Below are 15879 nucleotides of genomic sequence, written 5' to 3'. Positions count from 1 at the left end.
CTTATCACGCTTCTCACGGACCGTGACTCCATGGCCGCCGTCACGGATCTCACTCGCGACCTCGTTGCGATCCCGAGTCACGAGGACGAGACCGATGCAGGTGACTTCATCGAGGCCTGGCTCCGGGAGGAGACCGACGCCGACGTGACCCGCGATGAGGTCGGGAACGTCATCGCTCGTCGAAACACGGACGCCGACGCGAACGAATCGCTCGCGCTCGTCGGTCATCACGACGTCGTGCCGCCCGACGACACCCAGGCGACAGGGGGCGAGTACGTCGTCGAGGAGCGCGACGGTCGGCTGTACGGCCGGGGTGCGGCGGACATGAAGGGCGCGGTCGCGGCCGCGATGTTGACCTTTCGCGACAGTGATCCATCGGTAGAACTCGTTTTCGCGAGTTTCGCCGGCGAAGAGATCGGTGGCGAGGGCGCACGCCATGCCATCGACGAGGGGTTCGCGCCCGACTACGCGATCGTCGGCGAGGGAACGACGGGCTACTCTTCCTCCGAAACGACGGATGTCGCGGTGGCGCACAAGGGTCGACGGGCGAGCACGATCACCGCCCGCGGAACGGCGGCCCACGCGAGCGAACCCGGGGCCGGTGAGAACGCCGTCTACACCGCGTGCGAGGCGGTCGAGACGGTTCGCGCGATCGACGCACCCGCTACCGAGGTGTTCGGCGAGCGGGTGACAGGGAGCGTCGTCGTGACCGAGATCGACGGCGGCTCGGCGTGGAACGTGATTCCGGAGTCGTGTTCGATCACCGTGGACGAGCGGACGGTGCCGGGCGAGCGCGCTCCGTTGACGACGGTCGAGAGCGTGGATGTCGAGTGGACGGTCGATCAGGACCTCCCGCCGATGGCCTGTGACGACGAGGCGTTCGCCGAGGCGGTGCGAGCGGCCGCCGCCGCTGTCCAAGAGGGCGAGCCCGAACTCGTCACGAAACCCCACGCGACCGACGCGGGCTGGCTCGCCGAGACGGGCGTGACCTGCGTGATCTGCGGCCCTGCCGAACCGGGCGAGGCCCACACCAAAGACGAGAGTGTATCGCTCGACGTTCTCGATCGATGTTACGAACTCTATCGCATGATGGCCGAATCGCAGTAGTCCGAGGTCTTCGGATCGGACTGTCAGTCGTCGCGCCGCTTGCGGAAGTAGCTCGCGAAGGCGAGGATCGTCGGAGCCCAGTGGCCGACGAAGATGCCGCGGTTCTCGTTGCCACGCACGTAGAACTCGAACAGCGCGAACAGCACGGACGCGCCGGCCGCGAGCACCGCGGCGTCGCTGACTTTCGGCTCCGCGTCGACTGGGAGGTCGTCCTGTCCGGTCTCGGGTTGGGAGTGCTCGGTCGTTGCCATTGCGTCCGATTGTGGAGTGCGATTCGCTTGAATTCGCTGCTTGCAAGCGCGAGCGCGACCGAATTCGTCGGAAGAGCTGGCCGGAGTCGTGAGGGTTTTGCCCGCTCGCTGGCCGACCGTGGAGCGTGGGCGAGCGGTCGGACCGGGAGGCAAGAATTGATAGGTCGACGACTCCGTTCACGGGTATGGCATCCGACGCCACGGCCGACGCCTACGACGAGCTCCTCGAACGCTACGAGCGGATCAGCAACATCCAGAGCGCGGCGGGCGTGTTGAGCTGGGATCAGGAAGTCATGATGCCCGACGGCGGCACGCCGGCGCGCTCGGCCCAGCGCTCGGCGCTGTCGGCGACGAGCCACGAACTCCTCGTCGAGGACGAAACCGAGGCCGCACTCAAGGAAGCCGAGAGCGCGGATCTCGGTGGGAAGGAGGCCGCCGTCGTCCGGGAGATCCGCCGCCAGTACGATCGCGCGGCGCGCGTTCCGACGGATCTCGTCGCGGAGATCTCACAGACCACAAGCGAGGCGCTCCCGGTCTGGAAGGAGGCGAAAGCCGAGGACGACTTCGAGACGTTCGCGCCGATCCTCGAGGACCTGCTCGATCTCAAACGGGAGTACGCCGACCACATCGATTCGAGCCGACCACCGTATGAAGTCCTCTTCGAGGATTACGAACCCTATCTCGGGCTCGACACCGCCGAGACGATCCTCGACCGACTGCGCGAGGAGCTCGTTCCGCTGATCGACGACGTGGGCGAAAGCGACGTCGAACTCGCTCGTCCATTTGAAGGAACGTTCGACGCCGATGCCCAGGAGGCGCTCGCACGCGACGCGCTCGACACGCTCGGCTACGACTGGGACAGGGGCCGACTCGACACCGCGCCGCACCCCTTCTCGACCGGCACGCAGTTCGACGCGCGCGTGACGACGCGCTTCGACGAGGAGGACCCGCTCGGCGCGCTGATGAGCACGGTCCACGAGTTCGGCCACGCGACCTACACCCTCGGGCTGCCCGACGAGGAGTACGGAACTCCGCTGGGTGAGAGTCGCAATCTCTCGGTTCACGAGTCCCAGTCACGGCTCTGGGAGAATCACGTGGGGCGGTCGCAGCCGTTCTGGTCGCTGTTCCTGCCGAAAGTCACGGAGCGCTTTGCGGGGCTCGACGACGTCACCGCGCGTGACGCCTACGAGGCCGCGAACCGGGTGTACGACGACAATCTCATCAGAGTCGAGGCGGACGAGCTGACCTACCACATGCACATCGTGCTCCGGTTCGAGATCGAGCGCGCGCTGATCGAGGGCGATCTCGACGTGCGCGAGGTGCCCGACGTCTGGAACGACAAGATGGACGAGTATCTCGGAATTCGTCCCGACACCGATGCGGAGGGCTGTCTTCAGGACATCCACTGGTCGCACGGTTCGTTCGGGTACTTCCCCACCTACTCGCTCGGCAGTGTACTCGCGGCCCAACTGTACGCGAGCGCCGACGAGGCCATCGACGACCTCGACGGCGACATCGAGGCCGGCGAGTTCGACGCGCTCCACGACTGGCTCACCGCAAACGTCCACAGTCACGGCCAGCGTTACACCACGCCCGACCTGATCGAGGAGGCCACCGGCGAGGCGTTCACCGCCGACTACTTCCTCGATCACGCCACGGAGAAGTACGGCGCGCTGTACGACCTGTGAGACGACCGATTCGCCCCCGTTGCAGGTGAGGTTTGCCGGCAAGCACCAGAGCTATATGGGTGGTGCGTCATACCGTAGCACGTATGGCGACCGCACCCAACGACGCCGACGCCGAGGTCGACGAGTTCCTCGCGCAGCGCGGCCACGAAACCGGGTCGCCGGGATGGGAGGAGAGCTACAACAAGAAGCAGTGTCCGGACTGTGGGGGACTCCACGCGTCCGACGCGACCACCTGCACGGTGTGTGGCTGGACACCGCGATCGGCCTGATTCTGGGAGACGACCTTCGGGCAGCGCGCGGCGAAGCCGGTAAGTGATCCCGTCACTCAACGCGTGGTATGGGCATCATCAGCACGTTCGGAACGGTCATCACGCTCGTCCTCGCGCTGCCAGTCGCGATGCTCGGAACGCTCTTTCTGATCCAGGGCCAGACCATGTCGGGCATCGCGATGATCGCCGTCGCGGTGTTGATGTTCGCAGTCAAAACGTACGTCACCACGCCGGACGATCTGCCGGCGATGGCGGCCGAACGGACCGTCGGCACGATCGCGAAGGATCCGGACGACGAGGGAGACCAGAACTAATCCGCGGCGGGGGCCTCGGTCTCGCTGAGCACGTCCTCGACGGTGATTCCCGAGGGCTGGTTGTCGAGCAACACGTCGACCGGGAGCGTCGGTGCGCCGCCGACGAGGTCTTCGAGGAGGACGAGGCGCTCGCGCGCGCGGCTCATCCCGACGTAGAACACCCGGCGCTCGTTGTCGGTCAGCATCGGCACCGGATCGGTGTTCTTGCTGAACGGCTCGTCGCCCGGCACGGCGTCCGGATCGTCGACCGAGGCCGCCATCTGCTCGACCACCTTCTCGGTGAGGTCGGTCGCGACGAACACGTGATCGGCCTCGCGGCCCTTCGCGGAGTGGATGGTCCCCACACGAACGCGATCGCGGTCGACGTCCTGATACTCGCCGTCGAAGTACGCCGCGACCGACTGCTTCTGGAACTGCGAGACCTTTCGGAGCATGTCGTCGGCCGACGCCGGGCCGGGCATGAACGGGACGTGCTCGTCGATCAGTCCGGGATCGATCGTGAGATCGGCGACGTCCTCGACGCCCGCCGCCTCCTGCTCGTCGTCGAGCGCCTCGTAGAGGGCGTCGCGGTGGTTGGTTCCGAACGCGGTGTCGGCGAGCATGTCGGCGAGCCGGCGGGCTTCGAGCCCCGTGATGGGTTCGCCCTCGTCGACCCGCTCGATCGCGCCGATGTAGTCGGTCAGCCGGTCGGTCCACATCCGCTGGTCGGTGAGCGCCTGAAACGGGATGCCGTCGTCGATGAACTCGTCCATGAACCGGAACAGCTGGTAGCGCGCCCGAAACAGCACCATCAGGGTCTCGTCGGTGTTCTCGACCGTCGCCCGGACGTTCCGCACGAGATCGAGCATCGACGGGCTTCTGACGGTTTCGACCGATCCGCCCTCGGTTCGGGGCCGGAGGTTCTTCTCCTGGCGCTGCTCGATGTGGCGGACCTCGCGGTTCACGACGTTCAACACGCGCGACGGCAGCCGGTAGGAGTTGTCGAGGATCACGTCCTCGCCCACCTCGTCGAGCAGGAGCTGCGGGTCCGCGCCCTGCCACGCGTACACCACCTGGTCGTCGTCGCCCGCGATCAGCGCGCGCTCGACGTGGGGTTTCCACGCCTCGTACACCTCGTGTTGGAGCGTGGTGATGTCCTGGAACTCGTCGATCACGAGGTACTCGACCGAGGGGACGAGCGAGCGCTGGTGAACGCGTTCGAGCATGTCCGCGAACCCGGTCAATCCCTGCTCGCCCTTGTAGGTGCGCCACGCCCGGATCGCCTCCGGGATGTCGATCCGGTCGTCGTCGCTCGGCCACGTCGGGGTGTACTTGTTGCCCTGCTGGGCGTTGTCGTCGATCTCGGGTGGGAGGCGCACCTCCTCGTCGTTCCACTGGAAGGGAACGTCGTACCAGTCGGCGACGTCCCGGGTGGTGCGCTGGAGCCACTGGCTCGTGGCGATGGTCTTGTTGCCGATGGTGGTCGAGCGCGCGGTCCGGCGGCGCGACCCCTCGTACTCGTCCTCGAACTCGATGCCGTACTCCTCACAGAACTCGCGCTTGTCGGACTCGCCCACGACGTCGCCGCGCGAGAGGTCGAGGAGCTCGTACGCCTTCGCGTGCATCGTACAGACGTTACCCTTGAGCGAGCGCGGGCTGACGTCGAGGCGCTCGGCGAGGCGCTCCCTGATCTCGGCGGCCGCCGCCCTCGTGTACGATACCACGAGCACGTCGTCGACCGTGACGCCTGGCTCGTCGAGGATGTCCTCGACGCGGTCGAGCAGCGCCGTGGTCTTCCCGCTCCCCGGGCCGCCGAACAGCCGGGTCACGTGCGAGTCGGTAGACATGGCCCACAACAGGCACCCATCCGTTATAAACGACGTGGCTCCCGGTGCGGTGTGGCGTGTCCCGGAGCGGCCGTCGAACGGCACTCTCATCACACGACAGTCCGTACCGCTCGCCATGTTCACCGGCATCGTCGAGACCACGGGCGACGTTCGGGAGGTCACCGACGAGGAGGGGGGTCGACGCGTTCGGATCGGGGCCGCCCTCGATGGCCTCGCACACGGCCAGAGCATCGCCATCGACGGGACCTGCCTCACCGTCGAGGAGCACGACGAGGGGTGGTTCGAACTGTTCTGCTCGACCGAGACTCTCGACCGGACGACGCTCTCGACGATCGAAGCCGGCGACGCGGTCAACGTCGAACGTGCGTTGCCCGCCGACGGCCGGTTCGACGGCCACTTCGTTCAGGGTCACGTCGATGCGACCGCCGAACTCCGATCCGTGGAGCGCATCGACGACGACTGGGAGTTCGCGTTCTCGCTGCCCGAACCGGTCGCGCGCTACGTCGTCGAGAAGGGCTCGATCACCGTCGACGGCATCAGTCTCACGGTCGCCGACCTCCGTCCGGACTCGTTTTCGGTCGCCGTGATCCCGGCGACGTACGAGCTGACGACCCTGAGCGAGAAGACGCCAGGCGATCCGGTCAACCTCGAAGTCGACGTGATCGCGAAGTACGTCGAACGCCTCACGGAGGGGTATCGATAGAGACGTTCCCGCGATCGGGACGAAGTGCCGCGGAATCGACCCGGTTGTGATCCCAGTACCCTGCTGTTCTGGTATTCATTACCGTGGCACTCATTTTCCACGGAAGAGCCTTGCTAATACGGAGTACTGAGACTACGATAACCTCGCATCCAACGATGTATGCAAGAATGGGTAGACTTATGTATATCCTCTCGATGACGTAGTATACGCCCGAAACAGCGTATAAAACGAACCACCGTGGAACTCGAATACGAACGGGACGGAAGACGCATGAACGAACGAATCGACGGCGAAACTCGACAAGGAACTCAGACCAGATGACGAAAACACGATACGCGATCGTATTGGTAGTGGCGGTGGTAGCAACGGCAGGCTTCCTCGGAACCTCGGCGTTCACGAGCGCCTCCCTCGACCGGAGCGTGAGCGTCGACGTGGTTCAGGACAACGAAGGGCCACTCGCTCTGAGCCCCGACGCGGACAGCGAGTTCGTCGGCTACGACGGTGACGGCGCGCTCAGCATCGATCTCGACGACTCCGCCACCGCATCCGGTGTCAACCCGGATGCAGTCTACACGATCGGTGATGCGAGCAACGCATCGAGCCAGAACGCGTTCACCATCACCAATCAGGACAACAGAGAACACACCGTCAGCCTGAACGAGGACATCAACGGTGTCGACTTCACGCTCGTTCAGGACGGCTCGACGGTCGGCGACACGTCCGGTGGCTCCGTCTCGACCCCGGTGTCGAGCGGGAGCAGCGTCTACGTGGTCATGGAGTTCGACACCACGGACATGACCGACGGCGACACGATCAACGGCACGTTGAGCGTGGACGCCTGAGCGGCTACACGACCGAACGCGGTCTTCAGTATTTCAGGAGACGACCAGTCCCATGCTCAAGCGGATCGCGCTCGTGGCGGTGGTAGTGGCCCTCGTGCTCGTCGTCGCCCCGGCTTCGTCGCCGGTCCAGGTGGCCTACGTCACCTCGGGGAGCATGGAACCAACCATCGGCGTGGGCGACGGGTTTCTCCTCGTTCCGGCCGGCAATGTCGATTCGGGTGATATCATCACCTTCCAGAGCGCGGAGCAGGGCCGGGTGACCCACCGCGTCGTGGAGCAGATCGACACCGGATTCATCACGCAGGGTGACGCCAACCCCTCCACCGATCAGGCGGGCGGCACCCCACCGATACGACAGTCGCGGATCATCGGCGAGGCGTTCTCGGTCGGCGGCGAGCCGGTCGTGATCCCGAACCTCGGCGCGGCGGTGGCGTTCCTCCGCACGAACCGGCTCGCGGTGCTCGTTGCGGGCTTCGCCCTCGCAGCGGTGGGCTTGGTGCGTGGCTCCGACCGCCCCGATCGGGGCGTGCTCCGGGTTGGCGACGTACTGATGCCGCTGTTCGTCGGGGCCGCGCTGCTCACCGTCGTGTTGATCGCGCTGAGCAGCCACACCGCCGGCCTGGACTACGTCGCCACCGACACGCCGACCGGTTCGCCACGAACCCTCCCCGTGGGCGAGCCCACGACACAGAACATCACGGTGAACGCCCGGACCGGGCCGTTCACTCACACGTTCATCGATGCAGACGGAATGACCATCACGAACCGAACCGCCGAAAACGAATCGGTAGTGTTGGGCGTCGAGATCCCACCACCCGAGAGCCTCGGCCCCATCGAGACCACCGTGAGCGTGCGTTCCTACCCGCTGACGTTGCCCTACGGCGTGGTCGCGCGTCTGCACGCGGCCCACCCGATCGCGGCGATGTTCGGGTCGGTGCTGGCTGCGCTCGGGCCGCTGTTCGTGCTCTACACCCTGCTCTACGACGGACGGACGCCGCTGCGGTTCGCGCCGACGCGTCGTCGGGCCGGTCCCGGATCGTGGTTCGAGGATGGGGGTGAGCGCGAGTGAGTTCGATCTCGCGTGGGTCGGGCAACCGACGGTGGCGGATCTACCTGCTGGTGGCCGTGCTCGCGCTGACCGCACCGCTGATGGTCGCCATGGCCACCGACGCGTTCTCGACGGCGACCCTCTCACGGGACGCCAACGCCGACGTGGTGACGGACTCCGAGGGACCACTCGGCGTGACCGTCTCCCGACCCGCGACCGGCACGACGAGTGACTATCTGGGACTCGAAAACCAGTTCGGCGGCGACGTCTCGATCACGGTGGCGCTGGATTCGGGTTCGCCCGGTGATCTCGTCGTCGGTGGACAGAACGTCGGCGGCTCGGCGTCCGTCTCGCTCGCTGCGGGTAGCGCCCAGCAAGTCCATCTCGCGGTGACCTGCGACGACGCGCTCGTGGGCCAGCCGGCCTCGGCGACCATCGAGGTGTCGGGATCGGGGGCCTCGGCCACGCTGAACAGGAGCGCCACCATCGAATCGGGCTGTACACCGGACAGCGGTGGTGGCGGTGGCGAGACCGTCTTCGCGGTCAATGCCGGCGGCGGGAACTACACCGCAGGGGATGGAACAGTTTACCGAGCCGACACCGCCTATACTGGCGGAGCGTCGGGTGTGAAAGAGGGCGAGTCGATCGGCGGGACGACCGACGATCCGCTGTATCGATCGGAGCGCAAAGGGGACTTCGAGTACGACGTCTCGCTGCCGGACGGCGAGTACGAAGTCACGTTCATGTTCGCCGAGATCTACTGGGGCGGAGATGGAAACGGTGGCGGCACGGGATCACGCGTGTTCGACGTCAGCGCCGAAGGCTCGCAGGTCATCACCCAGTTGGACGTCCACGGTCGCGTTGGCCACGACACGGCGCTGAACCTCACGCGGACGGTCACGGTAACCGACGGCCGACTGGACCTCGGGTTCACCCCATCGGCCGACAAGGCCACGCTCGGGGCGATCCGTGTCGACGAGGTCGAACAGCCGACGAGCGGCGAGACGGTGTTCGCGGTCAACGCCGGCGGCGGGAACTACACCACCGATGCCGGGACCGTCTATCGAGCCGACACCGGTTTCAGTGGTGGTGCGTCGGGCGTGAAGGAAGGCGAGTCGATCGACGGGACGACCGACGACCCGCTGTACCGATCGGAGCGCAAGGGTGACTTCGAGTACGACGTCTCGCTGCCGGACGGCGAGTACGAGGTCACGTTCAAGTTCGCCGAGATCTACTGGGGCGGGGATGGAAACGGTGGCGGCACGGGGTCGCGCGTGTTCGACGTCACCGCCGAAGGATCGCAGGTGATCGACGCGTTGGACGTCTATCGCCGAGCGGGTCACGATACGGCACTCGACCTCACACGGACGGTCACGGTGACCGACGGCCGACTGGATCTCGGGTTCACCCCATCGGCCGACAAGGCCACGCTCGGAGCGATCCGCGTCCGAAACGCCAGCGGTGGATCGACCACGGCGACCACGGCGGGTTCGACGACCGAGAGTCCGTCCGGTCAGCAGCCCTACGGCGGGACCGCTCGTACGCTGCCCGGCCGGGTCCAGGCCGAGGACTTCGATACCGGCGGCGAGGGCGTCTCGTATCACGACACCACGCCGGGTGAGGAAGACGATACCGCCGGCGAGTACCGCTCCTCGGACGTGGATATCGAGGCCGGTTCGGGCGGCCACGTCGTCGGATCCATCGAAACCGACGAGTGGCTGGAGTACACGGTCGACGTCTCCGCCGACACGTCCTGTCGGATCGCCGCACGGGTGTCGTCGGTCGGTGGGGGATCGTTCGCCGTCTCGGTCGACGGAATCCAGGTCGCGAAGAAACGTTTCAGCGGGACGGGGAGCTACGGCACCTACAGAACGATCCGCACGAAGAAGGTCTCACTGTCGGCGGGTCGGCACGTGATTCGGATCACCGCCGATAAGAGCACGTACGAACTCGACTGGATCGAATGTTGAGGAGGTTCGATGGAACGAGCGAAGAACGACCGTTGTGGTCGATACGATCACGAGGAAGAACGACGATGAACACGACGACTCGGGCGGTCTCGATCTCTGCCGGCAGTCTCGGGTCACGACACGTCGACGCCACCGGAAACGCGACGGGCGGTCGAGACGGCACCGCCGACGGGAACGTCCAGGTGAACGGATCGAACGGTCGCGCGGGTGTGTCGCCCGACCGGAGACGGCCGACCGAAGCAACCGACGTACGGTCCCGTGACGCCGCCGTTCCCGGTCGACGCTCGGATCGGGAGGAGGGGTACCGCCGACGATGATGCCGGGCGCGCTGAAGGCGAGGCTGATCGTCGCCGAGTACGGCTGGCCGGTCGTGGCCGTGCTGGCGCTCGTGGGCGTGTGCTGTCTCGCGGGGGCCGGCTGGGTGGTCGCCACACCGCCCACCGAGGAGTACACCGCTCGGACCGACGAGCAGACGTTCGCCTCCGAGGTGCACACGAGCGCCCTCGTGGCCAACGGGAGCTCGCTGTGGCAACAGCGAGACCGCATCGAGGACGCGCCGGTGTACGTGCTCTCGGCGGCCCCCGATCTCACCCTCACACAGACGCTCGACGTGCCCGACGATCGGCCGGTCGACGTGACCCGGACGATCACCCTGGAGTACCGCGCTCAGCGAGATGGCCGGACGTTCTGGCGCACCCATCAGACCCCGGTCGAGAGCACTCGGACCATCGTCGACGGTGAGGCCACGAACGACACGACACTGAACGTGACCCGGATCCGGAATCGGCGTGACGAGATCGAGGCTACCCTCGGCGACGCCGGCACGATCCAGCCCACCCTCGCCATCAACGTCACCTACGAGACCGCGAACTACTCCGGCGTGCTCGACGCGTCCGCACCGCTGCGGATCGAGTCGAACACCTACACCATCGCGGGGAGCCTCGACGCGAACCGGACCCGGACGACGCCCGTCACGCGGACCCGGACGGGATCGGCCGATCCGCTCGTGTACGGTCCGCTGGGCCTGCTGGGTCTCGGATCGCTCGCAATCGCGGCGGTCGCCGGAACGTGGCTCCGGCGCGGCATCGACGCGACGGTGGTCCGCCGGCGGATCCACGAGCAGCGCTACGCCGAGTGGCTCTCGGCGGGGACGATCCCGGAACCGTCGGGCGGGTCCGTCGTGTGGATGGACTCGCTGGAGGACCTCGTGGACGTGGCGATCGACATCGAAAAACGCGCGATCCACGACCGCTCGCGCGGCCGCTACGCGGTGCTCGACGGCGATGTCCGCTACTGCTACGCGCCGAAGACGGCCGAAACGGACACGACCGACGACTCCTGAGCCCGCGATCTCGTCGATCGGCCACTCGAAGTGGCGGCTTCGTCCCTCCCCGGGACCTCGGGGCTCCGTTCGAACCGGGCCGCTCGCCGGTCGACGGGCGCGGCGGGTCCGAGTGGGAAGGTACTTGCACCGACGCCGGCTACGCCCGTGCGATGTACGATTTCGTCGTCGTGGGTGCCGGGCCGGCCGGGTCGCGGTTCTCCCGCCGGGCCGCCGCGGCGGGCCACGACGTGCTCTGTCTCGAACGCGGCGCAGTCGGCACGCCGCTCGCGTGTTCGGGCCACGTCAGCACCGATATCTGGAATTTCACCCCCGATGGCGCGCGTGCGGACCTCCTCCAGAACGAGATCTCGGGCGCGCGCTTTCATGCCGGCGGGCCCGGCGAGCGCGCACACCTGTTCTACAAGGACGAGACGATCTCGAACGTCATCGACCGGGTCGAACTCGACCGAACGCTCGCGCGGGCGGCCCGCGAGGCGGGTGCCGATCTCAGAGAGCACCACAGCGTGATCGGCGTCGAGGAGCACGCCGATCGTGTCTCGGTGACCGCGAGGACGCCCGACGGCAACCGCACCTTCGACGCCCGGATGGTGGCGGGCTGTGATGGACCGGTGTCGCGGGTTCGACGCGACCTCGACATGCCCGAGCCCGGTGAGAAACTCCAGGGCGTGCTCGCGTTCTCGGCGGAGAACGATCCCGGTGCACACGTCGACGTCCACCTCTCGGTGCCGGAGTTCTTCGCGTGGCGCATCCCCCGAGCCGAGGCGGGCGTCGAGTACGGTCTCGCGGCCGCACCCGGCGAGAACGCCACCGGACTGTTCGAGACGTTCACCGACGGCTACGGGGTCGAGACCGGCGAGACGTGTGCCGGGATGATCCCGATCGGACCGCCCGACCGCGTCACCGGCTATCGGTCGTTCCTGATCGGCGACGCCGCCGCCCAGACCAAGCCGTTCACCGGCGGCGGGATCGTCTACGGGATGACCGCGGCCGACCACGCCGCCCGCGAGATCGATCCCCGATCTCCGGAAACGCTCGCCGACTACGAGACGGCGTGGCGCGACGACCTCGCGCGTGAGATCCGGCTCGGCCACTGGGTTCGTCGGGCGTACTCGCTGCCGAAACCCCTCCAGAACGCCGGTTTGTCCGCTCTTTCCGGGAAGATCGGCGTTCACATGGACAAACCGACCACGCTGTTCTCGCCCGAGAGTCTGAAAACACTGCTCTCGCGGTCGTAACCCGAATCGCTCCGGTGGCTGTCCACCGAGCAACGGTCGAACTCACTCGCCGGCGACGCACTCGTGAAGCGCCGACGGGCTGGAGACGACCGTCGATTCACCGTCGATGGTGATCCGTGCGGTGTCGGCCTCGCCATCCGCGTCAGGGATCACGACTGCCTCGTGGGCCGGGATGTCGAGGGCGGCGTGGTGGAAATCACTACCGGCGGGTGCGGCGACCGCGATTTCGGTCCCCGAAAGCACGCGCGCTGCGGTCGTCGCGTAGCCCGCGACCTCGACTCCCATCCTGTCGGCCGCGCCCGCGAAGGCCGCGAGCGTTTCGCACGCGATCTCGTGATAGTGGTCCTCACCGGTCAGCACGCCCAGCTCGTACAGCGCGTCCGCGATCGCGACGTTCGTCCCGAGCGGTCGCAGCGGGCGCGAGAGCAGTCCGGCCCCTTCTGGAGGGCCGTCGAGAAACGAATCCCCCTCGCGGCGTTCCGCGATCGTGTACGCCGCGATCCGTTCGGCGGGCGCGAGCCAGTCGTCGCCGAGCACCTGGACGGCACTCGTGAGCGCACCGAGGACGCGCGCCTGGTCGGCGAGCAGTCCACGGGGGCCAGTCGCGTCGCTAGTGCGGTAGTGGATCACCCGTCCATCCTCGACGAGGCTATCGAGCAGATGGTCGAGCGCGCGCTCGGCCCCGCGACGCGACCCCTCGTGGCCGGTGACGGCGTGGGTTTCGAGCAGTGCGTCGATCGCGAGGCCGTTCGCCCCGGCGAGCACGGTGCCGTCGATCGGGGGCGGGTCGGCAGCCTCGCGGTCGCTCGGCGGGAGACCGTAATACGCCTCGTCGCCCGACTGGCTCGCCGCGAACCCGTCGCCGCTCGCGAGAGTGGTGGTGAGGAACTCGGCTGTGCGTACCGCGGGATCGGCATACTCGTCGTCGTAGCGCGCCGCCGCGGCGAACGTTCGACAGAGCCCGGCGTTGGTGTCGAGGGTCTTCTCGGTCTGGCGGTCGCTCCAGTCACGCTCGACGGCGTACCGGAAGAAGCCGCCGGCGTAGGTGTCGTGGAGGTGGGTCCGGATGGCTTCGAGCGTCCGGAGCGCTCTCTTCCGATCGCGTTTGAGGGCGAACTCGATGGCGGGTGCGAGCGGGAACTTCGGTCCCGTGCCCCACCCGCCGAACTCCTCGTCGAACGCCGCTTCGATCTCGCGCTCCATGTGGACCTCGATCGCCGGGGAGAGCTCGCCCGCCGGCGGGTCGGCGTCGCGGAGTTCGCGTGGGACCCGCCCCGATTCCTCGCCGTTCTCGTTCCACGCCGTCCGCACGCGTTCGAGCACCTGGCGAAGCCCGTCGGCCCCGAGATACGTCGCACCCGTGATGAGATCGCCTGTCGGTGTGAGGAACACGGTTGAGGGGAACCCACCCATGTTGTAGCGCTCTCGGACCCGTGGCCGGCGATCCACGTCGACACGGACCGGCACGAACCCGTCGTTCAGGTTGGCCGCGACGGTCGGCGAGGCGTACGCGGTCCGGTCCATCTCGCGGCACTCCCGACACCAGTGGGCGCGCAGGTTGCAGAGGATCGGCGCGTCGCGCTCGCGGGCCTCGGCGAACGCCGCGTCACCCCACTCTCGCCACTCGACCAGCGTATCGACCGCGCGGGCGTCCATGTGAGTCCTTCGGCGGACGGGGCAAAGCGCTTCGGACTCCGAACCCGTCGGAGCATAAAGGGTTTTGCGTGCGGGACGAGTAGTCACGATATGCTCCGGATCATCGGGCTGCTTCTCCTCATCCCCCTGTTCGATGCCGTGCTGCTCGTCGCGGTGGCGAACTTCATCGGCGCGATCCAGACCGTGGCGCTGGTGGTACTCACGGCGCTGATCGGGATGCTCCTCGTCCGTGCCGAGGGCCGTCACACGGCTCGGAAGATCAGAGAGCGCGTCGAGCACGGCCAGCTCCCCGGCGACGAGCTCCTCGATGGGGGGCTCCTGATCGCTGCGGGCGCGTTCTTGCTCACGCCAGGCCTCGTCACCGACGCCGTGGGACTGCTGCTCGTCGTTCCCGTCACCCGGTGGCCGATCCGGAAGGCCATCAAGCGGTGGTTCGTCGTGCCGTACATCGACCGGAAGACCGGCGGGATCGCCTCCGGGAACGTCTACGTCGGTGGGTTCCCCGGTGGATCGGACACCGACGATTCGGACGTGTACGACGTGGGGTCGGGCCGCGACGACCGCGAACCCAGCCGGGAGTAGCCGACGGCCGAGTCGCGAAGAGAAACCCTTACAAGCGGTACGGCGCAACTCCGGATGTCGGGCCAATAGCTCAGTTAGGTTGAGCGCTCGGCTGATAACCGGGAGGTCCGCGGTTCAAATCCGCGTTGGCCCATTTTCGTGCGCGAATCGACGAACGGAGTGAGTCCGATGAGCGTCGAAAATACAACCGAGCGGATTTGAGCCCTGCCAGTCGCAGCCGGCGAACGGTGTGAGTCGGATCGTCTGGCTTCGGTTCAAATCCGCGTTGGCCCATTCTTCTCGTCACACTCCCACGAGCGACGAGCACGAGGTTCGAGACGCCATGACGGCTGCGCCCCATCCAACGATAGACCGGTTGCTCATCAGCTGACTGCTAAAAAGACAGCAGGGGTGAAGTTACAGGTGATGCCACGCAACGGAGCCCCGCTGTCCCGTGGAGCGCGCCACGCTCCACCCAACACTCGGCTCCTCACGAGCATAAGCCTTGTGTGGGCATACCACTGCCGTATATGTCGTCGTGCTCCGGGGCGATTGTCGGATGCAGGGAGGTGGCCGGACGCGGGGTGCGATCTGGCGTTCCGTCGCCGCGTGGCACCGTCGGATCCGTGACTCGATTTTGCGGGGTGGCGACTGGCCTGGCTCAGCAGTGCCCTTCGCGCGCGTCGGATCGTTCGCGATCGCTCCGCTCGCTGGCGTTTCGACGATGGACGACGAGAGTCTCGTCGTTCCACGGGCCGAACTGTGCGTGGGGGACGAATCGCTCGACGTCGCCACGGCGCACCGTGACGCCCGCATCGTCGACGTCGACGACGACGAGGTGTTTCTCGCCGCTGTCGCTGTCGCGGATGACGTCGCCGACGGCGAGATCGGCGGGTGCGGTCGGTTCGTCGTGGTTCCCTAGCATGTGGGTCGGCGGTGCGTTGCGCATGGTGGAGGGCCGAAGTCGGTGGGGTCCAACCGTCAACGGCTGTCCGGCCGTCGGGGGCTCGTGGCGGCTCGGCGGCCGGCAACGACCGTGTGAACGGTCGGGTGGCTATTGAACC

16 protein-coding genes and 1 tRNA gene are annotated in these 15879 nt (G+C 67.0%); 13 read left to right on the top strand and 4 right to left on the bottom strand.

What is annotated here, in order from left to right; genetic code table 11:
- The first annotated feature begins 30 nt into the window (after positions 1-30).
- Positions 31-1107 (top strand): M20 family metallopeptidase, encoded by a 1077-nt coding sequence (locus tag TX76_RS13785; protein ID WP_049903157.1) that lies wholly within the window; start codon positions 31-33, stop codon positions 1105-1107.
- Between the two features lie 23 nt (positions 1108-1130).
- Here the strand turns inward: TX76_RS13785 and TX76_RS13780 are convergent, their stop codons facing one another.
- Positions 1131-1358, bottom strand: coding sequence for a hypothetical protein (locus TX76_RS13780; RefSeq protein ID WP_049903154.1), 228 nt, complete (start codon positions 1356-1358; stop codon positions 1131-1133).
- 185 nt (positions 1359-1543) lie between these two features.
- On the opposite strand from TX76_RS13780, the gene TX76_RS13775 reads away from it, so the two are divergent.
- The 3 genes from TX76_RS13775 (at position 1544) to TX76_RS13765 (ending at position 3629) form a co-directional block, all read left to right on the top strand.
- Entirely contained in the window at positions 1544-3046 is a 1503-nt protein-coding gene (locus TX76_RS13775; RefSeq protein WP_049903153.1) for a carboxypeptidase M32, read from the top strand.
- A gap of 83 nt (positions 3047-3129) precedes the next feature.
- A complete protein-coding gene (locus tag TX76_RS13770) occupies positions 3130-3315 on the top strand; it encodes an HVO_0416 family zinc finger protein (protein WP_049903151.1) in 186 nt (61 codons plus the stop codon).
- A 68-nt stretch (positions 3316-3383) separates the two neighbouring features.
- Positions 3384-3629, top strand: coding sequence for a DUF7533 family protein (locus tag TX76_RS13765; RefSeq protein ID WP_049903149.1), 246 nt, complete (start codon positions 3384-3386; stop codon positions 3627-3629).
- On the opposite strand, the gene TX76_RS13760 is transcribed toward TX76_RS13765, so the two are convergent.
- Complete coding sequence (locus tag TX76_RS13760) at positions 3626-5455, bottom strand: UvrD-helicase domain-containing protein (protein WP_049903148.1); 1830 nt, start codon at positions 5453-5455, stop codon at positions 3626-3628. The two genes, TX76_RS13765 and TX76_RS13760, sit on opposite strands and share 4 nt — an antisense overlap.
- Before the next feature lie 115 nt (positions 5456-5570).
- Between TX76_RS13760 and TX76_RS13755 the strand changes: the two genes are divergently transcribed.
- From TX76_RS13755 to TX76_RS13725, 7 genes are all read left to right on the top strand, one after another.
- Positions 5571-6158, top strand: a complete 588-nt coding sequence (locus tag TX76_RS13755) for a riboflavin synthase (RefSeq protein WP_049903145.1) — start codon at positions 5571-5573, stop codon at positions 6156-6158.
- 317 nt (positions 6159-6475) lie between these two features.
- Complete coding sequence (locus TX76_RS13750; RefSeq protein WP_154019085.1) at positions 6476-7000, top strand: hypothetical protein; 525 nt, start codon at positions 6476-6478, stop codon at positions 6998-7000.
- A 52-nt stretch (positions 7001-7052) separates the two neighbouring features.
- Positions 7053-8069 carry a signal peptidase I gene (locus TX76_RS13745; protein WP_049903143.1) on the top strand — a complete coding sequence of 339 codons (1017 nt, stop codon included), beginning with the start codon at positions 7053-7055 and terminating at the stop codon, positions 8067-8069.
- Positions 8066-10018, top strand: coding sequence for a malectin domain-containing carbohydrate-binding protein (locus TX76_RS13740; RefSeq protein ID WP_049903141.1), 1953 nt, complete (start codon positions 8066-8068; stop codon positions 10016-10018). Before TX76_RS13745 ends, TX76_RS13740 begins: the two co-directional genes overlap by 4 nt.
- 65 nt (positions 10019-10083) lie before the next feature.
- On the top strand, positions 10084-10335 hold the full coding sequence (locus TX76_RS13735; protein ID WP_049903139.1) for a hypothetical protein: 252 nt from the start codon (positions 10084-10086) through the stop codon (positions 10333-10335).
- Complete coding sequence (locus tag TX76_RS13730; RefSeq protein ID WP_154019084.1) at positions 10332-11360, top strand: DUF5305 family protein; 1029 nt, start codon at positions 10332-10334, stop codon at positions 11358-11360. The genes TX76_RS13735 and TX76_RS13730 overlap by 4 nt, the downstream gene beginning before the upstream one ends.
- A 152-nt stretch (positions 11361-11512) precedes the next feature.
- Complete coding sequence (locus TX76_RS13725) at positions 11513-12598, top strand: geranylgeranyl reductase family protein (protein WP_049903137.1); 1086 nt, start codon at positions 11513-11515, stop codon at positions 12596-12598.
- Positions 12599-12640: 42 nt separating this feature from the next.
- Here the strand turns inward: TX76_RS13725 and TX76_RS13720 are convergent, their stop codons facing one another.
- Positions 12641-14254 (bottom strand): DUF255 domain-containing protein, encoded by a 1614-nt coding sequence (locus TX76_RS13720; RefSeq protein WP_049903136.1) that lies wholly within the window; start codon positions 14252-14254, stop codon positions 12641-12643.
- Between the two features lie 90 nt (positions 14255-14344).
- Between TX76_RS13720 and TX76_RS13715 the strand changes: the two genes are divergently transcribed.
- Together TX76_RS13715 and TX76_RS13710 are read left to right on the top strand one after the other, a co-directional pair.
- Positions 14345-14836 (top strand): FxsA family protein, encoded by a 492-nt coding sequence (locus TX76_RS13715; RefSeq protein ID WP_049903135.1) that lies wholly within the window; start codon positions 14345-14347, stop codon positions 14834-14836.
- A gap of 59 nt (positions 14837-14895) precedes the next feature.
- Positions 14896-14969 (top strand) — tRNA-Ile (locus TX76_RS13710).
- Between the two features lie 507 nt (positions 14970-15476).
- On the opposite strand, the gene TX76_RS17685 is transcribed toward TX76_RS13710, so the two are convergent.
- Positions 15477-15764, bottom strand: coding sequence for a hypothetical protein (locus TX76_RS17685; protein WP_154019083.1), 288 nt, complete (start codon positions 15762-15764; stop codon positions 15477-15479).
- Between the last annotated feature and the right edge of the window lie 115 nt (positions 15765-15879).

Origin of the sequence: Halococcus agarilyticus (assembly GCF_000334895.1) — an archaeon.
GTDB classification, from domain to species: domain Archaea; phylum Halobacteriota; class Halobacteria; order Halobacteriales; family Halococcaceae; genus Halococcus; species Halococcus agarilyticus.
This window is presented reverse-complemented; position numbering and strand designations above follow the sequence as displayed.